This window comes from Flavobacterium sp. J27 (assembly GCF_004303025.1).
In the GTDB taxonomy this organism is placed as follows: Bacteria; Bacteroidota; Bacteroidia; order Flavobacteriales; family Flavobacteriaceae; genus Flavobacterium.
The window spans coordinates 70672-91635 of record NZ_PJQW01000007.1; the positions used below are offsets into that span (position 1 = coordinate 70672).

The following is a 20964-nucleotide window of genomic DNA, read 5'->3' on the forward strand; positions in this document are numbered from 1 at the left end:
TTTAACTGCTAAAATACGTTTCTTTTTGGTTAACCGAAAAAGTAGCATATAATTTCTTATTTTTGTACAACCAAATTTATATTAATGAAAAAATTACAAATGGTTGACTTAAAAAGTCAATATGAAAAAATAAAAACAGAAGTTGACGCTTCTATCCAAGAAGTTTTAGATACAAATACCTATATAAATGGACCTTTGGTTCATCAATTTCAAGCTGACTTAGAAAAGTATTTAGGAGCAAAACATGTAATTCCCTGTGCTAATGGTACTGATGCATTACAAATTGCGATGATGGGATTGGATTTAAAACCTGGTGATGAAGTAATTACTGCCGATTTTACATTTGCAGCTACAGTTGAAGTAATTGCTTTGTTACAATTAACACCTGTTTTAGTGGATGTAGATATGGATAATATGAACATCTCTATTGAAGGAATTAAAAAAGCCATCACATCAAAAACAAAAGCAATTGTTCCAGTGCATTTATTTGGACGTGCAGCCAATATGGATGCAATTATGGAACTAGCGCAAGCTCATAATTTATACGTTATTGAAGATAATGCCCAAGCGATAGGAGCTAATTATACGAATGCTAAAGGCGAAAAAACAAAAGTTGGGACCATTGGACACGTTGCAGCAACTTCCTTTTTTCCTTCTAAGAATTTAGGTTGTTATGGTGATGGAGGAGCTATTTTTACAAATGATGATGCTTTAGCACACACTTTGAGAGGAATTGTAAATCATGGAATGTATGAAAGATACCATCATGATGTAGTTGGGGTAAATTCACGTTTAGATAGTATTCAAGCAGGTGTTTTAAAAGCAAAATTACCACATTTAGATACTTATAATACAGCCAGAAGATTAGCTGCAAAAAAATATAACGAAGCATTACGTGTAAATCCACATTTAATCGTACCGCAATTTGATTGGAATGGAGACGATCATGTGTTTCATCAATATGTTGTTCGTGTTACAAATGGTAAAAGAGATGGTTTATTAGCACATTTACAAAGCAAGCAAATTCCTTGTGCAATTTATTATCCAATTCCTTTACACAAACAAAAAGCCTATACAGATGCACGCTATAAAGAGTCTGATTTTCCAATAACCAATCAATTGTGTGAAGAAGTAATTGCACTACCAATGCATACTGAATTAGACGATGAACAAATTAAGTTTATAACCGATTCAGTTTTAGAATTTGTAATATAATTGTTTGGTTATTGGTAGATAGTTGATGGTACTCATCTAACAACCAACAGCCAGCAACCAACAACTAAAAAAAATGAAGATATTAGTTACTGGAGGATTAGGTTTTATAGGTTCTCATACCGTTGTAGAATTGCAAAATGAAGGTTTTGAGGTAATTGTAGTTGATAATTTATCAAACTCTTCAGAAAAAGTCTTAGATGGAATTTTTGCCATTACGGGGAAAAAAATCATCTTTGAAAAAATCGATTTACGAGAAAAAGCGTCCGTTCAGGACTTGTTTAAAAAATATCAGGATATTACAGGAGTAATTCACTTTGCAGCTTCTAAGGCTGTTGGAGAAAGTGTAGAAAACCCGTTGTTATATTATGAGAACAATATTAATGCATTAGTGTATGTAATGCAAGAAATGCAACAATTACCTAAAGCACATTTTATTTTTAGTTCTTCTTGTACGGTTTATGGGCAAGCCGAAAAAATGCCAATTAAGGAAGATTCACCTGTAGTGCCTGCTTTTTCTCCTTACGGAAATACAAAGCAAATAGGAGAAGAAATTATTCAAGATGTAGCTAAAGTAACAGCAATCGATGCTATTTTATTGCGTTATTTTAATCCAGTTGGAGCACATCCTTCTATTGCTATTGGAGAATTACCATTAGGAGTTCCTCAAAATTTAATACCTTTCATTACCCAAACAGCTATTGGGTTAAGAGAGCAACTTTCAGTATACGGAAACGATTATCCTACACAAGATGGTACGGCTATTAGAGATTATATTCATGTGGTCGATTTAGCGAAAGCACACGTTATAGCCTTACAACGTTTACTAGCAGGAAAGAATACAGAAAAAGTGGAAGTGTTTAATTTAGGTACAGGAAAAGGAAGTTCTGTTTTAGAAGTGATTACCGCTTTTGAAAAAGTTTCAGGAAAAAAGTTGAATTACAAGATTGTTGGTAGACGAGAAGGTGATATAACAGAAGCTTATGCTAATACAGACAAAGCCAATACTGTTTTAGGATGGAAAGCAACACATTCTCTTGAAGATGCTTTAGCAAGTGCTTGGAAATGGGAGCAAAAAATTAGAAGTTAATTGTTTTCTAGTTAAAATATAAAATAAGGACCAGACTAACTTTAGTCTGGTTTTTTTTGATTAAAATTAAAGTATGAGATAAGCATTAAAGTTTTTAATAATCTATTTTTAACAATTGGGTAATCTGAAATTTGAAAAAAAGATGCTGTTTTGCATTTCAAACAAACAAATTTTACCATGATTTTAAAAAACACTTTTCTAGCGTTGGCAACACTATTGGTTATGGGGTGTAACCAAGACGACAGTTCTTCAGAAACAACACCAGTTTCAAAGTATCCTACATTAACAGGTAAAAATCCTTTAATTGTAGCCCATCGAGGGGCATCGGGTTATTTGCCAGAACATACATTGGCAGGATATACTAAAGCTATCGAATTAGGTGCCGATTTTATTGAACCCGATTTAGTTATGACTCAAGATGGTGTCTTAGTCGTACGACATGAACCCATGTTGTCTGGAACGACTAATGTATCTGAGATTCCAGCTTTTGCTTCTAAGAAAACTACAAAAAATATTGATGGAGTGATGGTGGAAGATTGGTTTGCTTCCGATTTTACTTTGGCAGAAATTAAACAATTAAAAGCCAAGCAAGCGTTTTCCGAAAGATCACAGCAATATAATAATCTCTATGAAGTGCCTACATTTGCAGAAGTGATTGCTTTGGTTAAAGAAAAATCAGCTCAAATGAGAAAAACGATTGGCATTTATCCCGAAACAAAGCATCCTGCTTTTCATGAAGCTCTCAATTTACCTATTTCAGATAAATTATTAGAAGCTTTAACAGTTGCAGGTTGGAACAGTAAGTCAGCACCAGTATTTGTACAATCTTTTGAAGTGACTAATTTGCAGTACATTCGTTCCAAATCAACAGTTAAAATTATTCAATTGTTAAGTTGCTATGATGTGGCTTTAAACGGAGATTTAATTTTTGAAGTGCCAAATGGGGAAACCATATCGTATGGAAAGCCTTATGATTGGCATCTACAAGGCGACACACGCGATTACAGTTATTTTACTACCGAAGCAGGGTTGAATTTTGTAAAAACATACGCAGATGGAATAGGACCTTGGAAACCGTTTATTATTTCTTATAAAGGAACTGATGCGAATAATGATATGATGGCAGATGATATGAATGCTGATGGAAAAATTAATGATGCAGATAAAACAGCTTTAGAACCAAGTAATTTAATTGAAAAAGCACATGCTAAAGGATTGCAGGTTCATGCTTATACATTTAGAAACGAAAGTAGAAGATTATTAAGTAATTATCATAATAATCCTATTTTAGAATATCAAGCATTCTATGCTTTAGGTTTAGATGGGTTGTTTACCGATTTTACAGATACCGCTGTATTGGCTAGATAAGAATAAAAAAAGCTCCAAATTTGGAGCTTTTTTTAAATAAAGAGAATAGAATTACTTTTCAACTTCTTCTTCGTGTATTTCTTCTTTTGCTTTTTCAACACCATTTTCGATGTCGTTTCCTATTTCTGTCATAGTGGTGTCGATAGTTTCTACTGCATCTTGAGTAGTTTCTTTAATATCTTCACCAATAGCTTCAGTCGTTTCTTCTACTTTGTCTTGTGTCGATTCTTTGCATGAAACAATCAGTAATGTTGCCAAACATGCACATGTTAAAAAGAACTTTTTCATTATGTTTGTTTTAAAATTATTCTCTCAAATGTAAGTAAAATTTAAATTTTTAACAACAAATTAGGGTCAGGACAATTGTTTTTATAAAAAGAAAGGTCTTTACTACTACAAACACCGGGGTAATCACCTGTTTTTTCTTGTAAATCAGTAATAATCTGAAAATGAAGATGTGGAGCATAATCACCATTTATAGGTGGTGCTCCAAGTGTCGCTATACACTCTCCTTTTTTTATAGTTTGACCAATGGTTTTATTGTCAAGACTATCTAAACTAAGATGACCATATAAGGTATAAAAAGTGACGTCTTCCATTTGATGTTTCAAAATAATAGTGGGACCATAATCTCCTAATGCAGTATTATTCTGAAAACTATGTATGGTTCCATCTAAAGCTGCTAAAACAGATGTTCCTGCCTTGATCCATAAATCTAAACCGATATGAATATTGCGTTCTTCTGAAATAGTATCATTAAAAACGGAACTTCTTTTGTATAAATTGCGAGTTTCTAAATAACCGCCAAAGGCTACTTTAGCTTTGTTTTTTGATAAATGAGTTTCTATATATTGTTCAAAAGCTTCAGCATCTTTTAGAACTTCAGGAATTAAATGTGTGTTTGAAGCTGAAAGATTAATAGGAGCATACAGAGTGTAATCAATGGAAGCATCGATAACTTTAATGTTTTTTTGATTTTGGAGAATAGTTTCTAAGTGATTCATTTATAGGGCTTTTATTCTACTAATTCTTGGTATAGTTTATCAAATGTTTGCTCTAAGTTAGCACTGAAACCAGCATGAGGTCTAGAGGTTTGAATACTTGAGCTTTTAACGGCACTAATCCATCTGAAACGTTCTTCTTTTTCAAATTGAGCAACAGGTCCGCCTTCTTTTTTGCCTTCACAAATGGTTACTAAAGCTTCTAAATTAATATGTAATTGTTCTAAATCAAATTTGGGACAAAAAGCGATGATTTTTTCCTTTGGTATTTGATATTGAATACGAAGGTATTTTTGACGTTTACAAAAAAGCATCAAACCCACGTTGATAAATTCTTCGCGCTCTACTCTTGGTACAACACGAATTATAGTATAATCATATAAGTGTTTTTCGTGCATCTTGCGCTTGTTTTAAAAATAATTCAGCATATTGTAAACGAATCGTCAAAAACTGAAAATAAACTTCTTTTATTTCTTCAGGTGTAATCAATTGATCTTCCCATTGTAGCCATTCTTCAGGAATTTGGGTTACTATTTCTTTTAAAATATCGAAATTTAAAGTAGTAGTGCAAAAATCATGAGCCACTTCTAATTGTGAAGCTTTAGGTAACAAAACATGATCTTTAATTAGTGCAAAAGGGGTTTTAGCTGTAGTTTCCCAATTCGTCCAAGAATGATGAAAATAAAATGACGCACCATGATCAATGAGCCAAAGTTCTTTTTTCCAAAGCAGTAGATTTGTGTTTTTAAACGTACGATCTACATTGGTAATAAAAGCATCCAACCAAACAATTTTTGAAGCCAGTAAAGCCTCACAATCATTTGCTGCTGCATCATAGGTTAAAGCACCGGATAAAAAATGCAATCCTAAATTTAAGCCTTGACTAAATTTTAATAAGTCCTGAATTTCTTCGTCTGCTTCAGTTCTTCCGAAAGCTTCATCCAAATTTGCAAAAACTAATTCGGGGACAGGTAAACCGAGTACTTTTGCAATTTGACCACCTAAAAATTCAGCAATTAATGCTTTCACACCATGACCAGCACCTCTAAATTTTAAAACATATTTAAAATCATCATCAGCATCTGCTAAAGCAGGTAAAGACCCTCCTTCTCGAAGAGGAGTAATGTATCGGGTTACATTTACGGTTCGTAAATTTAAATTCATAGTAATTTATCAAACGATTGTAACAAATATAATTAAAAAACTCCTACTTGTTTATAGGAGTTTTATATATAAAGTTGGTTAAAACTATTCTTGTAATGGGACTAAAATAGCTTGCTTTGGTTTGGTAAAGAGACTATCGTTTTTGTTTGAAAAAACAATATTAGTTAATGTGGCATCGCCTATTTGAGATTCAAAGCCATTTTCTGTAGTCCAAAGATGATAGGTCCAGTCTTTTGCAAAAGGAATGCCTTCTACCTCAGTAAAATGGGTGTATTTTACAGCGTGTGGCTCTTTTTCAGCAGCTTCTTTTCCTTTGCCAAAACTTACAATATAAGCAGCTCCCACGAGATAATTTTGTTGATTTTTATAAATTACATACCAATCATCTGGTGCATCTCCAGTATTGGCTTCAAAAGTTAATTTGCCTGTTGGTATGACACTGTCTTCAAAAGGTTTGTTTTGAAAATCAGACCAAATAGTTCCAGCATCATTTAATTTAAATGGCAAAGTTACAAAATAAGGCCAAGTAAAAATATCAAAACGGTCTTTAGAAAGATTCGCTTCAGATTGATTGGTAAAAACAGAAGTACCATCATAAATAACAAGTTCTCCATTTTCTCTTTCCATTCGTATTTTGCTACCATCTACAGTTTGAGTAAAATGAGCAGAAAGATATTTTGAATCACCAAAATGCACTACTAAATCATAACTAAACATTTCTTTAGATTGAAAAGCGACTTTGTTATGAGTAGCTTCAATTCCTTTGGTAAACTCTGGAATCTCTTTTGTCTCATTTTGAAGTGCAGTTTCTTCTGTTTTATTTCCTTCTTTTTTAGGTGTTTCTTGACAAGAAAATAAAAGCAAAATACTCATCCATAAGATTGTTTTTTTCATGACTAGTTGTTTTTGATTAAGCAGAGTGTGTAGCTACTTCTTTATTGATTTTATTCACTAAACCAACTAATACTTTTCCTGGACCTACTTCTGTAAAACTTGTGGCTCCATCTGCTATCATTTGATTTACTGATTGTGTCCATTTTACAGGAGCTGTCAATTGGATAATTAAATTTTTCTTTATTTCTTCAGGATCAGAAACCGCATTTGCTGTTACATTTTGGTAAACTGGACAAATTGGTTTTGAAAAAGTAGTAGCTTCAATTGCGGCTGCTAATTCTTCTCTTGCAGGTTCCATCATAGGTGAATGGAAAGCACCTCCAACAGGTAAAATTAAAGCTCTTTTTGCACCCGCTTCTTTCATTTTTTCACAGGCCATTTCAACAGCTTTGTATTCTCCAGAAATGACTAACTGTCCAGGACAATTGTAATTGGCTGCTACTACAACACCATCAATACTGGCACAAATATCTTCTACTATTTTGTCTTCTAAATTTAAAACCGCTGCCATTGTTGAAGGTGTTATTTCGCAAGCTTTTTGCATGGCTTGTGCTCTTTGCGAAACTAGTTTTAAACCATCTTCAAATGACAAAGCGCCATTAGCAACTAATGCTGAAAATTCACCTAAAGAATGTCCAGCTACCATTTCAGGTTTGAAATTTTCTAATGTTTTTGCTAAAATTACAGAGTGTAGAAAAACGGCTGGTTGTGTTACTTTGGTTTCTTTCAATTGCTCAGCAGTTCCTTCAAACATGATGTCGGTAATTCTAAAACCCAATATTTCATTCGCTTTTTCAAATAGTTCTTTGGCTGTTGCCGAATTTTCATACAAGTCTTTTCCCATTCCTGTAAATTGGGCACCTTGACCTGGAAATACGTATGCTTTCATTTATTTCGTTTAATTTTTAATGCGTTATGTTTTTAATTTATTCATAATCTGTACAAAAATAAACTTTTTTAAGCATAAAAAAACCTTACAAGTCCTAAAACCTGTAAGGTGTTGTATTTGTAAAACGTAAAATTACGCTTTAACTAATTGTAATTCAATGATCAGTTTAACTTCTTCTCCTACTAAAACGCCACCGGTTTCTAGTGCCGCATTCCAGTTTAATCCCCAATCTTTTCGGTTAATTTTACTTTCTATGTTTAAACCTACTTTTGTATTTCCCCAAGGATCTTGCATTAATCCGCTAAACTCAACAGGTAATTTTACTTCTTTTGAAGTACCTTTAATTGTTAATGTACCAGTTAATTCATAATTGTGTTCTGATATTTTAGAAAAAGAGCTACTTGAAAAAGTTAAGTTTGGAAAGTTGTCAGCATCAAAAAAATCACCGCTTTTTAAATGGTTATCTCTATCTGTATTACTTGTGTTTATAGAATTTATTGCGGCTGAGAAAGAAATTTTTGCCGTTGAAAAATCATTTTCTTCTGTTTCAATTGTTCCTTCATAAGAGTCAAATTTTCCTGAAACATTTGTAAACATCATGTGTTTTACTTTAAAACCTATTTCTGAGTGTGTGGAATCTATGGTCCATTTTGTAGTTGCCATATTATTTATTTTTAAATTATTTATTAATTACACTACAAATTTACAATCAGTTAGTTAGCTAATCACTTAACCTAGATTAAGAAATAAGATTAGAAGTTTATTTTTTTAACTTTTTCTTTTAATTCAGCATCTAAACTAGTATTGGTAATCACACCTTTTTTAGTATCGAAATTATCATTAAAACTAGGCAATGAAAAAGTAGCTTCAGTAACGCCATCATGTCTTGGAAATCTTCCTTCAGCAATTTCTAAAACAGAACTACCGCCACGAGCTCCTGGAGAAGTTGCTAAAAGGAATATACTTTTTCCTTGAAATAGTTTTACGTTGATGCGAGACATCCAATCGAAAAGACTTTTGAAAGCGGCTGTATAATTTCCATTATGTTCTGCCATAGAAATAACAAGTAAATCAGCTTCTGCAATTTTTGCTAAAAAATCATGAGCGGCTTTAGGAAAACCTTGTTCTTTTTCAATGTCTATGGAGTACGTTGGTACTGGAAAATCATTTAAATCTAAAACTTCTGTTGTAGCATTGGTAAAAAGACTGGCAGCATAAGTAGCTAATTGTTTATTAATTGATTTTTTACTGTTTGATGCACCGAAAGCAATAATTTTTTTTGCCATTATTTATTTGTTTTTATAATAGGTTAATGCTCCTGATGGACATTTCTCAACAGTTGCAATAATTTTTTCAGTAGTTGAATTTTCTGGAGTAATCCAAGGTTTTTCTTTAGGTTTAAAAACATCGGGATTGTTTCGTACGCAATTTCCAGAATGAATGCACTTTCCAGATTGCCACACTATGGTTACTTCTCCATTTGTGTATTCTTTTGTAATGTCTTTCGGATTCATATGTTGTTATTATTTAGTTTGTTAAAAGTACAATTAAATTGTGGTATCGATAACGATTTTGTTTTTCAAAATTTTAGATACTGGACATTTTTCTGCAATTAGTAATAATCTGTTTTTAATGTCTTCTTCTATGTTTTCTGAAAAGCTAATGTTACGTGTTATGGTTGTTGTTAGTTCAGGAGTGTTTTCTTGATATAAATTTAAGGAAATATTTATTTCAGGAATAATCCAGCCTTTTCTATCGATATACATTCGTAAAGTAGACAAAGTGCAACCCGCTAAAGAGGCTAAAAGAGTAGTGTATGGATCTGGACCTAAATCTTTACCTTCAATACTTTCGGGTTCATCCATTACAAATGTACCATTTCGCCATGAAATGGTACATTTATATTTTTGTAAACCAATATGTCCTAGTACATTATTTTCTAATAAATTCTCCATAATTATAGTACGTCTTGATATTCAGGTGTTTTTTCAAAAACTTTTTTTGCAAAAGGGCACAAAGGAATAATTTTTATATTTTTCTCACGAGCAAAAGCGACTGCTTGAGCTACCATTTGTTTTCCAAAGCCTTTACCATTGTATGCTTCATTTACTTCGGTGTGATCGATGATTATTTTGTCACTACCCGCATAAACAAAAGTCATTTTTGCGGCTAATTTTCCGTCTACTTCAATGTAGAAGTAACCGTTTTTGTCGTTGGTTTCTAATTGGACTGTTGGTGTCATAATTTGTTGTATTAATGTTCCATTGGAATTTCCATTACTAAAAATTTAGCTGCAGTTACGGCTTTAATTTCGAGTGTATCTGTATTCCAGATTCCAATAGCATCTCTTTTGTTTAGTTTTTCTCCATTTACTTCAATTTCTCCTTCAATTGTCATGATATAAAAACCATTTCCTTCTTTTTTTAAAGCCAATTGTTTGGTAAAATCTTTATCAAAATCACTTAAATAAAACCAAGCCTCTTGATGAATCCAAACGCCTTCATCTTCTGAGTTAGGAGATAAAATTTGTGCGAAATTATTTTTTTGTAACGATTGATCTAATGTTATTTGTTGGTAACGAGGTGTTACATTTTGTTGGTTAGGGAATAACCAAATTTGGAACAATTTTGTTTGTTGGTCAGCATTAGGATTAAACTCACTATGTCTAATGCCAGTTCCTGCACTCATCACTTGCACATCGCCTGTTTTAATAGTAGCTGCATTTCCCATACTATCTTTATGTGCTAAATCTCCTTCCAAAGGAATCGTGATAATTTCCATATTGTCATGAGGATGTGTGCCAAAACCCATTCCTGCAGCTATTGTATCGTCATTTAATACACGTAATGCTCCAAAGTGTACTCGTTCTGGATTGTACCAATTTGCGAAACTAAAACTATGCCATGCATTTAACCAACCATGATTTGCATTTCCTCGGGTATTTGCTCTATGAATTACTGAATTTTTCATTTTTTTACGATTTGTTGTTACTGTAATGATGAAATTATAAGGAATATGATATTAATCTTTATTCTTTCATTGTTGATTTTCAACTTGTATGATACAAATTTACAACCCACTTACAGATTTATTGCTTAACCTAGATTAAGAAAGTTTTATGTTGTTTTTTGATTTCCATTTGCAATTTGGATAGGCATTTCATGAAGAGGAATTCCACCTTTAATACCAAAGTCTAGCGTACGAATAGGAAAAGGAATCGTAATGTCATTGGCATCATACGCTTTTTTAATTCGCATAATGGCTTCACTTCCTACTTGGTTGTAAACAGATTGTTCAGGGGTATTTACCCACATTCTAACTGATAAATTAATAGAACTATCACCAAATTCAACAAAATAGATTTTAACATCGTCTTCTTTAGAAAGATTTTCAATTGGTTTTACAGCTTCTAATGTAACTTGTTTTACTTTTTCTAAATCATCGTTATAAGAAACACCCACACTTAAATCGAAGCGCCTTTTGGTAATGTGAGAATAATTTTCGATAGGGTTTTGAAAAACTTCCTTGTTTGGAATAATTACAATTTGACCTTGAAATGTTTCCATGACAGTATCTCTTAAGTTAACTTCAATAATTTTACCCATATAGTCTTTTACTTCTACAATATCTCCTACACGCAATGGTTTTCGGAAAGAAATAAACACACCCGACATAAAGTTGGCAGCAATGTCTTGAAAAGCAAAAGCCAAAGCCAAACCTAAAATACCCGCACCAGCTAAAATAGAAGTTACTGCTTTGTCTAATTTTAAAATACTTAAAACTGTGAAAATAACAATACCTATTGTAGTGAGGTAAATTACAGAGGAGAATAAATTATTTAAGGTGATATTCTTTGAAATTTTGGCTATGATTTTATAAGCCATTTTACGAATAAATTTGGCTATAAATAAACCCAATACTAAAACTAAAACTGCTAAAAAAATATTGGGAAGTAATTTGACTAAACTTTCCATCCAGTCAGTAAGTTTTTCAGCAATTAAATCTGAAAACTTATTAATATCCATTTTTGAAAAATTAATGCTTAAAAAATACTGTTGTAGTTTCATAAAGTCTTCCTTTTGTTATATTTTCTTATAAAAAAATCATTGTATATGAAATGTACTTACAATATCATGATAAAATTTTGATTAACAATCACAACCTTATAATTATGTAAATCTTTGTCAAATTCATGAAACCTGAACTAGGCTGAATGCAGTAATTTCGTGTCAATAAAAAACCTAAAAATGAAAAAATTCTCACTATTTCTAACCTTGATTATTACTCTCCATTATTCGTTTTCACAACATCAATTAGGGAGTCCAATCATAAAAAAAACTATGTCACAACAATGGGAATTGGATAGTATTGATAAAAAAGGAACCTTTCGATTAGTATCCTATAGACCAATTTATTTTTCAGCTGCACGATGGTCGAGTAAAAATAATGAAGAACCTTTTAACGAAAGTGGGGAATTTGCGACTGATGATAAAAATATTTTCGACAATATAGAAGCTAAATTTCAGATTAGTTTTAAAACAAAAGTTGTGGAAGGATTGTTTTTTGGGAAAGGCGATTTGTGGGTAGCTTATACACAAAAAGCGCATTGGCAAGTGTATAATAAAAAATTGTCGCGTGCTTTTAGAGAATTAAATTATGAACCAGAAATTATTTTTAATTTTCCAATGTGTATTGATTTGTGGGGCGGTAATATTAGAAACTTTGGAGTTGTTTTAAATCATCAGTCAAACGGGAAAGATATTCCAACTTCAAGGAGCTGGAATAGAATTATTTTTAATATTGGTTATGAGTACAGAAATTGGAATGTAAATTTCAGACCATGGTATCGAGTGCCAGATACAGAAGATGAAAACCCGGATATAACTAAATATATTGGCGATGCTGAATTAGAAATAGGGGCAAATTTTGGAAAACATGAGTTTTATACTATTATGTCGCATTCATTTTCCACCTTTAAAAAAGGAAATATTCAGTTAAATTATGTTTTTCCTATTAGAGGACATTTGCGAGGTCATGCGCAAGTATTTCACGGCTATGGTGAAACCTTAATAGATTATAATGTAAGTCAGACTACTTTGGGAATAGGAGTTTCTTTTGCTAATTGGTAACATTTTAAAAGATTACCTACTGTCTTTAGTTTTTTAGCTTCCGAAAAATACCTTGAAGCTTTGAATTATAAGCTTTAGGTTACTTATTTTAAGCAAAAAGGTGTTTCTTTTAAGCTTTTTGCTATTAAATAGTAGCTAAAAGGTATTCATTATAATGTAAAAGCGATTCGTTTTAACCTTTTAGCTATTTGATAGAAGCTTTGAGATTATTATTTGAAGGTATAACCTTATTTTCTCAACAAACGACTTTTCATTTTGCTGAAAAATTCTGGGGTTACCCCAATGTAAGATGCAATTTGTTTTTGAGGTACATTTTGAATTAAACTTGGATACCGATTGCAAAATTTTTCGAATCGTTCTTCGGCAGACAAGCTCAAATTATCCATCAATCGCTCTTGGTGTGCAACCAATGATTTTTCCATTAGAATTCTAAAAAAACGTTCTAATTTTGGGATTTCACGGTATAGGATATCTTGATTTTCTTTAGATAATAAAACTACTTCTGCATCTTCTAAAACTTCAATAAATAGATTGCCAGGTTTTTGTGAAAGTAAACTATACATATCGCCAATCCACCAACCTTCACAAGCAAAATGTAACACATGCTCTACAATTTGATCGTTGATATTGAAGCTTCTTACAATACCCGAATTTACAAAATAAGAATGTTTGCATATTTCACCTGCACTATGTAACATCGTTTTGGCTTTAAATTCTTTTATTTCGGTTTTGGAAAGAATGAATTCCTTTTCACTATCGGTAAGTGGGGTTATTTTGGAAATATTATCTAAAATTAAAGCCATTATTTGGTTGTTTTTGGGAGCAATTTAAATTGAGTTACAACAAAAACCGTATCTTTTATGGTTCCTACAACTTCCGCTTTGCGAATGGCTTGACAAAAACCGTCTTCTGCATGAGCGTCTCCATGTTTATCGATATCTGTGCCTTCTACAAAATAGGCTTTCCCATCAATTCTTACGGCTAAATCGCAACCATTACCGTTCATTCCAAACTGACATTGTCCACAAGAAGCTTCTACAATTTGTTTTTTCTTTGTGCTTGTTTTTTCTTGTGCAAGACTTATAAAGCTAACTATTAAACCTACTAATAAAAATAGTTTTTTCATTTTTAAGAATTTACAGTGATTAATTTTGCTGTTTCTTTTGCTGTTTCTGTAATAGTTTCAATAGGAGTTTCTACTGAATCATGGATTAAAACTACTCCCATTCTTCGATAGGGTCTAGAGGTTGGTTTACCAAAGATTCTAAAATCAGTTTTAGGTAATACCGCTACTTTTTCAATGCCACTATATGTTGGATGATTCGAATTTTCAGAAGCTAAAATAACCGCACTAGCACCTTTTTTTTCTAATGTAATTTCGGCAATTGGTAAACCTAAAATAGCACGAAGGTGTAATTCAAATTCATTAAAATTTTGCGTATTAGCTAAAGTTACCATGCCTGTATCATGAGGTCTTGGAGATAATTCAGAGAAATAAACGCCTTCTTTAGTAAGAAAAAATTCTACACCAAAAAGTCCAGCACCACCCAATGCTTCGGTAACTTTTCTTGCCATGTCTTGAGCTTCAGTAAGTGCCGCTTCAGAAATGTTTGCAGGTTGCCAACTTTCCTGATAATCTCCTCTTTCTTGTCTGTGACCAATGGGCGCACAAAATAGGGTAGGCAAACCGTGATTTTGAGTTACTGTTAAAAGTGTTATTTCCGAATCAAAGGTTACAAATGCTTCTACAATAACTTCTACTACATCGCCTCGAGAACCTTCAACCGCATAGTTCCATGCTTTTTCAATATCCTGAATTGTTTTTATTGTTGATTGACCTTTACCTGACGAACTCATTAAAGGTTTAACCACACAAGGAATTCCTACTTCATTTACGGCTTCTTCTAGCTCTTTTGCAGTAGTAGCATAACGGTATTTAGCAGTTCGCAAGCCTAATTCTTTAGCTGCTAAATCGCGAATGGCTTTTCGGTTCATTGTAAAATTAGCTGCTTTTGCAGATGGCACCACAGTAATGCCTTGTTTTTCATAATCATAAAAACGTTCGGTACGAATGGCTTCTATTTCTGGAACAATAAAATCGGGTTGATGTTTAGCAACAATGCGATCTAGTTCAGATCCATTAAGCATATTAATTACTTCAAATTGATGGGCTACTTGCATGGCTGGTGCATTTTCATAATTGTCAACTGCAATTACATGCTGTCCGATACGTTGTGCTGCAATTACAAACTCTTTTCCTAGCTCACCTGAACCTAGAAGTAAAATTTTTTTAGTCATTGTTGTGTTGGTTTAAATCGAAACAAAATTAAGTTTTTAAAAACGTAAAAAAAAATTGAATCCCTTTTTTACAAAAAGGATTCAATTTTTTAGAAATTTAGATGAAATTATTCTAGATTCTTAGCGATTTTAAATCCTACTAAAAGACCTAAACCAGCACAAATAAATACTAAGCTTGGGTAAAGAGGTCCGTTATCTATTTCAAACAGATTATCGACTACTAAAGCCAATAAAATACCTGTACCAATACCTATCATTAAACAAGCTAAATTAATTACTATAATTTTCCATGTAGGCACACCAGATGTATTGTTTGAAAAAAAGATACTAGCATCAGCTCCTTTTTCAATAAGTGCTAATCGCTCTTTATTACGTGTGTTTAAAAATAAATAAAAGATTCCAAAAATGGATAAAAACATAATTGGTACAATAATAATTTCTGATCCCATAACTTTTCGTTTTTTAATTGATTAAATTGGATGTGTTTTTAGTCTATGACGAAGAGAACTTTCATAAGGTTACACATTTTTTGATTTTTTTTAAAAGGATGTAACCAAAATAACAAAGTAGCAGTCTTATGGATATATGAGTAGTACGGAAGATCAGATTTATATACAAAAAGTATTGCAAGGAGATACTCAATCTTTTGCTGTTTTAGTGAACAAGTATAAAGATTTAGTATTTACTATTGCTGTTAGAATGCTTAAAAATAGAGAAGAGGCAGAAGAAGCATCTCAGGATATTTTTGTAAAAGTCTTCAAATCCTTATCTAAGTTTAAAGGGAATTCTAAATTTTCTACTTGGGTGTATAAAATTGCATATAATACGTGTTTAGATGTTTTAAAAAAATATAAAAAGGAGAGGCTTATTGTAGCAGTAGCGGATTATAATGAAAAAGAAAGTATAGCGTTAGAATCTGTTTTTAATCTATTAGTTCAGCAAGAACAAGAAATAATAATTCAAAAATGTCTTCATTTGTTACCTTATGATGAAAGTATATTGTTAACTTTATATTATTATGAAGATCAATCTCTAGATGACATTGCAAAAGTATTGCATATTAGTTCAAATAATGCTAAAGTAAAATTATTTAGAAGTAGGAAAAAATTAGAAGCTATTTTAAGAACACAATTGCCAACCGAAATTATAGAAAATTATGAAAGAAGAAATTAAGAATGAAGCTTTTGTAAATCAATTGATACGTAAATCAAGTTTGGAAACCCCATCAGAAGAATTTACTTTAAAAGTAATGCAACAAATTGAACATGAAGTAGTGCTTCAAAAAATAAATGCACCATTAATTTCTAAAACAATATGGGTAATAATTGGCGTTTTGTTTTCTGTTTTTTTATTAGTAGCTTTTTATTTATTAAATGAAAACAGTACAGAATCAGCTAGTAAGTTGTTCTTTGAAAGAGTGTTTCAGAATACGTATGATGCTTTTTTTACAAGGCTAAAGTTTTCTAAGACCGTTATATTTTCTTTACTCCTATTTTTCGTATTTAGTCTTTTACAAATGTTTTTTATTGTTTCTTATAAAAAGAAGCGATGGCAATCTTAATATGAAAATAAAAAAAGCGGACGTTATGTTCGCTTTTTTTGTAACCCAGAAGTCTTTTTGGAAGTCAAAAAAGGAAATCATTAATCTAAAAATCATGAGAGCAGTTATCCTTTTTTTTCTGATGGCTTTTTTAGCAATTCAGAATATTTTTTATGCGCAAGTTACTACTTCAGAAATAGATAGTATTATTAAACATACCTTTAAAGAAGAAGAGCCTGGAGGCGTTTTTTTAGTAGCCAAAGATGGAAAGATAAACTATAGAAAAGCTTTTGGAATAGCTAATTTAGAGCTAGATGTTATGATGCAACCTGAGTTTATTTTTGAAATCGGTTCGATGACAAAACAGTTTACAGCAGTAGGAATTGCATTGCTAGAAGAACAAGGAAAATTGCATTTTGAAGATGAAATTGTAAAATATATTCCCGATTATCCTACTCATGGTCATAAAATTACGATACATCATCTTTTAACACACACATCAGGCATTAAAGATTTTACTAAGATAAAAGCGATTAATGATATTGCAGAAAAAGAGTTGTCTCCAGTCGAACTTATTCAGTTTTTTAAAGACGAACCCATGGATTTTAAGTCTGGAGAAAAATATAAATATTGCAATTCAGGCTATGTTATGTTAGGTTATATCATTGAAGTTGTTTCAGGTCAATCGTATGCTGAATTTATCCAAGAAAATATTTTTAAACCATTAGATATGAGTTCTTCATCTTACGCAAGTCATAATAAAATAACTAAAAAAAGAGTATCAGGGTATCATTTTAAAGGAGCATTTGTAAATAATAAATATATTAGTTTTAGTTTGCCTTATGCTTCGGGTTCTATATTGTCTACGGTTGATGATTTGTTGAAATGGCAAATGGCTTTGGAGACAAATACATTAGTAAAACAAAAAACAAAAGATAAGATTTTTAAAAATTACATGTTAAATAATGGTGAGAAAATAGGGTATGGTTATGGATGGCATATTACTAAAATAGAGGAAGCCATTTCATATGAACACGGTGGAAGTATTTTTGGTTTTAAATCAATGGCTGTCTATTTGCCAAAGGAAAAGATCTATGTGGTAGGCTTAAGTAATTGTGATTGCCATTCACCAACCAGTATAGTGAAGAATATTGCAGCTTTGTATGTAAAGGAATAGTTTTGTTTTAAAAAAGGAAAAGGGTGCAATTTTAAATTCACACCCTTTTATATGTATTTTAGAATTAGCTTAACGCTTCTTTTATTCTGCGTAATGCTTCTTTTAATAATTCTTCGCTAGTTGCATAAGAAAAACGAATACAATTTGGGTTTCCAAAAGCTTCTCCTGTTACGGTTGCTACATTAGCTTCTGCTAAAAGATACATAGAGAAATCGGTTGCATTTTCTATTTTAGTTCCTTTTAATGTTTTACCAAAGTATTCAGAAACATCTGGAAATACATAAAATGCACCTTCTGGTACATTAATTTTTAAACCAGGAATTTCTTGAATTAATCCTACCACTAAATCCCTTCTTTTGTGAAAAGCATCCACCATGTGGTGTAATACTTTTGGGTCTGCTTCAACAGCTGTGATAGTAGCTCTTTGTGCAATACTATTGGCACCACTAGTTACTTGTCCTTGAATTTTTGTACACGCTTTTGCGATAAATTCAGGAGCACCAATGTACCCAATTCGCCATCCAGTCATGGCAAATGCTTTGGCAACACCATTTACAGTAATGGTTCTTTCTAACATTCCAGGGATAGACCCAATACTACAAAATGTTCCAGAGAAATTAATATGTTCATAAATTTCATCTGAAACTACATAAATATTTGGATGTTTTTCTAAAACTTTACAAAGTGCGGTTAATTCTTCTTTGTTATATACTGAACCACTTGGATTACAAGGTGAACTAAACCACATCATTTTTGTTTTTGGTGTAATTGCTTTCTCTAATTGTTCAGGAGTTATTTTAAAATCACTTTCCACTGAAGTGGGTACTTCTACTGGAGTGCCTCCAGAAAGTTTGATAATTTCAAAATAGGATACCCAATATGGTGCGGGTAAAATTACTTCATCACCTTCATTTAGCATTACTTGAGCAATATTATAAAGGGATTGTTTTGCACCTGTTGAAACTACAATGTTGGCTGGTTTGTATTCTAAATCATTATCGCGTTTGAATTTTTTACAAATAGCTTCTTTTAAGTCTGCATAACCGTCAACAGGACTATAGGTGCTGTAATTTTCATCGATTGCTTTTTTGGCAGCGTCTTTAATAAAATCGGGTGTGTTGAAATCGGGTTCACCTAAACTTAAGCTAATAATATCTTTTCCTTGTGCTTTTAACTCTCTAGCTAAAGCAGCCATTGCTAGTGTTTGCGAAGTAGATAAATTGTTAATTCTATCTGATAATACATTCATTGTGTAGTTTGTTATTTATAGTTTATAGAAAAGACGCGATTACTCGCGTCTCAATTTTATGCTAATTGTGGTTGTTGACCTAATTCTTTGAGATGCTTAAAATGTGCTATTACGGCACTTCTCATCGTTTTATATTCATAATAGGGAAGATTGCATTCCTTAGCCGTTTGTTTTACGATTTCTGCAATTTTAGTATAATGAATATGGCTAATATTTGGAAAAATATGGTGTTCAATTTGATGATTTAAACCTCCAGTGTACCAATTTACAATCCAGTTTTTAGGAGCAAAGTTAGTAGTGGTAAACAATTGGTGGATAGCCCAAGTATTTTCGATTTCTCCCGTTTCTTCAGATGGAATTGGATTTGAGGTTTCTTCCACTACGTGTGCTAATTGAAAGATAACACTTAAAATTAAACCCGCAGTATAATGCATGATAAAAAATCCAATAAGTACTTTCCACCATAACACGCCTAGTAGCATGGGGATAATAATCCAAACAGAAAAATAAATCATTTTAGTGATAACTAAGGTAGTCCATAAGATTTTTGGACTTTTTACTTTTCCATACGAAAGTTTTCTTTTGATATAACCTTTCATCTGTTTGAAATCGGTAGTTAAAGCCCAATTGAAAGTTAATAAACCATATAAAAATACAGAATAATAATGTTGGAACTTATGAAATTTATACCATTTTGCTTCTTTAGTAAAGCGAATAATTCTGCCTGCGTCTAAATCTTCATCATGTCCAGGAATATTGGTATAGGTATGGTGTAATACATTATGTTGTACTTGCCAGTTGTATACATTACCGGCTAAAATATAGATACTGCCTCCCATGAATTTATTAACCCACGATTTAGTAGAATAAGAACCGTGGTTTCCATCATGCATTACATTCATTCCTACGCCTGCCATTCCAATACCTATAGTTATACTTAGTAAAACATAGACCCAAAATGGCATAGCCAATGAAATCAAAATAAAGTAAGGAGCTAGAAATAAAGTAAACATAATTACAGTTTTCAAATGCAACTTCCAGTTACCAGTTCTTTTTAAGTTTTTTTCTTTAAAATAATCGTTTACTCTTTTATTTAAAGTTCTAAAAAACTTAGCATTATCAGTTTTTGAGAAAATAGGGGTTTTTGTATTCATTCTATTTTTGTCTAAAGCTTTGTTTGCGACCAAAGATAATAATAATCTCTATTAGACTGCGTATTTTAACCTAATTGTTTCTTAAAAAATGTATTTTTGCAACAAAAAAAGCAATGGAGTTAATTTTAAAATATTTCCCTGATCTTAATGAGAATCAAATAAAACAATTTGAGATGCTGAAGGATTTGTATGAAGATTGGAATGCGAAAATAAATGTGATTTCAAGAAAAGATATTGAAGAGCTATATGTAAGACATGTGTTGCATTCTTTAGGAATAACCAAAGTTTTAGAATTTAAAAAAGGGTCTAAGATTATGGATGTAGGTACAGGCGGTGGGTTTCCGGGAATTCCATTAGCTATTATGTATCCTGAAGTGGAGTTTTACTTAATAGATGTTATTGCAAAAAAAATAAAAGTGGTTACTGAAGTAGCTAAGGCTTTAGGACTTAAAAATGTGGTTGCTGAACAAAAAAGAGCTGAATTAGTAAAATGGAACTTTGATTTTATCGTAAGCAGAGCAGTTACTAATATGCCAGATTTTGTAAAATGGGTTGCAGATAGAACTGTGAAAGAATCAAAGCACGAATTTAAAAACGGAATTTTATATTTAAAAGGTGGTGATTTAACCGAAGAATTAGCCTCTTTTCCAAATGCAAAACAATATGACTTGTCTGATTTTTTTGAAGAAGATTTTTTTGAAACTAAAAAAGTAGTGTATTTACCATTGAAGCATAAGAAATAGTCTAACAAAAAACGCTATCAAATTTTCTGATAGCGTTTTTTTTATTTATTCCTTTT

General features: G+C 31.9%; 27 protein-coding genes. 8 read left to right on the forward strand and 19 right to left on the reverse strand.

What is annotated here, in order from left to right; translation table 11 throughout:
• The first annotated feature begins 84 nt into the window (after positions 1 to 84).
• The 3 genes from CX675_RS11025 to CX675_RS11035 all read left to right on the forward strand — a co-directional run bounded on the left by CX675_RS11025 (position 85) and on the right by CX675_RS11035 (position 3670).
• Positions 85 to 1215 carry a DegT/DnrJ/EryC1/StrS aminotransferase family protein gene (locus CX675_RS11025; protein ID WP_130735293.1) on the forward strand — a complete coding sequence of 377 codons (1131 nt, stop codon included), beginning with the start codon at positions 85 to 87 and terminating at the stop codon, positions 1213 to 1215.
• A 73-nt stretch (positions 1216 to 1288) separates the two neighbouring features.
• Positions 1289 to 2302, forward strand: a complete 1014-nt coding sequence (galE, locus tag CX675_RS11030; protein ID WP_130735294.1) for a UDP-glucose 4-epimerase GalE — start codon at positions 1289 to 1291, stop codon at positions 2300 to 2302.
• Positions 2303 to 2479: 177 nt separating this feature from the next.
• On the forward strand, positions 2480 to 3670 hold the full coding sequence (locus CX675_RS11035; protein WP_240723634.1) for a glycerophosphodiester phosphodiesterase: 1191 nt from the start codon (positions 2480 to 2482) through the stop codon (positions 3668 to 3670).
• A 51-nt stretch (positions 3671 to 3721) separates the two neighbouring features.
• Here CX675_RS11035 and CX675_RS11040 read toward each other — a convergent pair whose 3' ends face one another.
• The 13 genes from CX675_RS11040 to CX675_RS11100 form a co-directional block, all read right to left on the reverse strand.
• A complete protein-coding gene (locus tag CX675_RS11040; protein ID WP_130735295.1) occupies positions 3722 to 3958 on the reverse strand; it encodes a hypothetical protein in 237 nt (78 codons plus the stop codon).
• 41 nt (positions 3959 to 3999) lie between these two features.
• Positions 4000 to 4674 carry a peptidoglycan DD-metalloendopeptidase family protein gene (locus CX675_RS11045; RefSeq protein ID WP_130735296.1) on the reverse strand — a complete coding sequence of 225 codons (675 nt, stop codon included), beginning with the start codon at positions 4672 to 4674 and terminating at the stop codon, positions 4000 to 4002.
• 11 nt (positions 4675 to 4685) lie between these two features.
• Positions 4686 to 5069: a DUF3037 domain-containing protein gene (locus tag CX675_RS11050; protein ID WP_130735297.1), complete on the reverse strand. Its 384-nt coding sequence runs from the start codon at positions 5067 to 5069 to the stop codon at positions 4686 to 4688.
• Entirely contained in the window at positions 5047 to 5841 is a 795-nt protein-coding gene (locus CX675_RS11055; protein WP_130735298.1) for a HipA family kinase, read from the reverse strand. Before CX675_RS11055 ends, CX675_RS11050 begins: the two co-directional genes overlap by 23 nt.
• 78 nt (positions 5842 to 5919) lie before the next feature.
• Positions 5920 to 6729, reverse strand: coding sequence for a DUF6503 family protein (locus CX675_RS11060; RefSeq protein WP_130735299.1), 810 nt, complete (start codon positions 6727 to 6729; stop codon positions 5920 to 5922).
• 16 nt (positions 6730 to 6745) lie between these two features.
• Positions 6746 to 7618, reverse strand: coding sequence for an ACP S-malonyltransferase (fabD, locus tag CX675_RS11065; protein WP_130735300.1), 873 nt, complete (start codon positions 7616 to 7618; stop codon positions 6746 to 6748).
• Positions 7619 to 7750: 132 nt separating this feature from the next.
• The gene (locus CX675_RS11070; protein ID WP_130735301.1) at positions 7751 to 8281 is read right to left on the reverse strand and encodes a YceI family protein; all 531 of its coding nucleotides are present in this window, start codon (positions 8279 to 8281) and stop codon (positions 7751 to 7753) included.
• A gap of 89 nt (positions 8282 to 8370) precedes the next feature.
• Positions 8371 to 8904 (reverse strand): NADPH-dependent FMN reductase, encoded by a 534-nt coding sequence (locus CX675_RS11075; protein ID WP_130735302.1) that lies wholly within the window; start codon positions 8902 to 8904, stop codon positions 8371 to 8373.
• Between the two features lie 3 nt (positions 8905 to 8907).
• Positions 8908 to 9132: a (4Fe-4S)-binding protein gene (locus CX675_RS11080; RefSeq protein WP_130735303.1), complete on the reverse strand. Its 225-nt coding sequence runs from the start codon at positions 9130 to 9132 to the stop codon at positions 8908 to 8910.
• Positions 9133 to 9165: 33 nt separating this feature from the next.
• Positions 9166 to 9573: an OsmC family protein gene (locus tag CX675_RS11085; protein ID WP_130735304.1), complete on the reverse strand. Its 408-nt coding sequence runs from the start codon at positions 9571 to 9573 to the stop codon at positions 9166 to 9168.
• Positions 9574 to 9575: 2 nt separating this feature from the next.
• Positions 9576 to 9860, reverse strand: a complete 285-nt coding sequence (locus CX675_RS11090) for a GNAT family N-acetyltransferase (RefSeq protein WP_130735305.1) — start codon at positions 9858 to 9860, stop codon at positions 9576 to 9578.
• 11 nt (positions 9861 to 9871) lie between these two features.
• Positions 9872 to 10588: a pirin family protein gene (locus CX675_RS11095; protein WP_130735306.1), complete on the reverse strand. Its 717-nt coding sequence runs from the start codon at positions 10586 to 10588 to the stop codon at positions 9872 to 9874.
• A 146-nt stretch (positions 10589 to 10734) separates the two neighbouring features.
• Complete coding sequence (locus CX675_RS11100; RefSeq protein WP_205728631.1) at positions 10735 to 11685, reverse strand: mechanosensitive ion channel family protein; 951 nt, start codon at positions 11683 to 11685, stop codon at positions 10735 to 10737.
• A gap of 180 nt (positions 11686 to 11865) precedes the next feature.
• On the opposite strand from CX675_RS11100, the gene CX675_RS11105 reads away from it, so the two are divergent.
• On the forward strand, positions 11866 to 12747 hold the full coding sequence (locus CX675_RS11105; RefSeq protein WP_205728632.1) for a phospholipase A: 882 nt from the start codon (positions 11866 to 11868) through the stop codon (positions 12745 to 12747).
• A 227-nt stretch (positions 12748 to 12974) separates the two neighbouring features.
• Here the strand turns inward: CX675_RS11105 and CX675_RS11110 are convergent, their stop codons facing one another.
• The 4 genes from CX675_RS11110 to CX675_RS11125 all read right to left on the reverse strand — a co-directional run bounded on the left by CX675_RS11110 (position 12975) and on the right by CX675_RS11125 (position 15494).
• Entirely contained in the window at positions 12975 to 13550 is a 576-nt protein-coding gene (locus tag CX675_RS11110; RefSeq protein WP_130735307.1) for a Crp/Fnr family transcriptional regulator, read from the reverse strand.
• Positions 13550 to 13873, reverse strand: a complete 324-nt coding sequence (locus CX675_RS11115; RefSeq protein WP_130735308.1) for a DUF6370 family protein — start codon at positions 13871 to 13873, stop codon at positions 13550 to 13552. The genes CX675_RS11110 and CX675_RS11115 overlap by 1 nt, the downstream gene beginning before the upstream one ends.
• 2 nt (positions 13874 to 13875) lie before the next feature.
• The gene (gene purT / locus CX675_RS11120) at positions 13876 to 15045 is read right to left on the reverse strand and encodes a formate-dependent phosphoribosylglycinamide formyltransferase (RefSeq protein ID WP_130735309.1); all 1170 of its coding nucleotides are present in this window, start codon (positions 15043 to 15045) and stop codon (positions 13876 to 13878) included.
• Positions 15046 to 15152: 107 nt separating this feature from the next.
• Complete coding sequence (locus CX675_RS11125) at positions 15153 to 15494, reverse strand: DUF6249 domain-containing protein (protein ID WP_130735310.1); 342 nt, start codon at positions 15492 to 15494, stop codon at positions 15153 to 15155.
• Positions 15495 to 15630: 136 nt separating this feature from the next.
• Here CX675_RS11125 and CX675_RS11130 point away from each other — a divergent pair, with 136 nt between their 5' ends.
• The 3 genes from CX675_RS11130 (at position 15631) to CX675_RS11140 (ending at position 17762) form a co-directional block, all read left to right on the forward strand.
• The gene (locus CX675_RS11130; protein ID WP_130735311.1) at positions 15631 to 16218 is read left to right on the forward strand and encodes an RNA polymerase sigma factor; all 588 of its coding nucleotides are present in this window, start codon (positions 15631 to 15633) and stop codon (positions 16216 to 16218) included.
• The gene (locus CX675_RS11135; RefSeq protein WP_130735312.1) at positions 16202 to 16606 is read left to right on the forward strand and encodes a hypothetical protein; all 405 of its coding nucleotides are present in this window, start codon (positions 16202 to 16204) and stop codon (positions 16604 to 16606) included. The genes CX675_RS11130 and CX675_RS11135 overlap by 17 nt, the downstream gene beginning before the upstream one ends.
• Positions 16607 to 16700: 94 nt before the next feature.
• A complete protein-coding gene (locus tag CX675_RS11140) occupies positions 16701 to 17762 on the forward strand; it encodes a serine hydrolase (RefSeq protein ID WP_130735313.1) in 1062 nt (353 codons plus the stop codon).
• Between the two features lie 64 nt (positions 17763 to 17826).
• Here the strand turns inward: CX675_RS11140 and CX675_RS11145 are convergent, their stop codons facing one another.
• A complete protein-coding gene (locus CX675_RS11145; protein ID WP_130735314.1) occupies positions 17827 to 19011 on the reverse strand; it encodes a pyridoxal phosphate-dependent aminotransferase in 1185 nt (394 codons plus the stop codon).
• Between the two features lie 56 nt (positions 19012 to 19067).
• Positions 19068 to 20165 (reverse strand): acyl-CoA desaturase, encoded by a 1098-nt coding sequence (locus CX675_RS11150; protein ID WP_130735315.1) that lies wholly within the window; start codon positions 20163 to 20165, stop codon positions 19068 to 19070.
• 113 nt (positions 20166 to 20278) lie between these two features.
• On the opposite strand from CX675_RS11150, the gene rsmG reads away from it, so the two are divergent.
• Positions 20279 to 20908 carry a 16S rRNA (guanine(527)-N(7))-methyltransferase RsmG gene (gene rsmG, locus CX675_RS11155; protein WP_130735316.1) on the forward strand — a complete coding sequence of 210 codons (630 nt, stop codon included), beginning with the start codon at positions 20279 to 20281 and terminating at the stop codon, positions 20906 to 20908.
• The last annotated feature ends 56 nt before the right edge of the window (positions 20909 to 20964 follow it).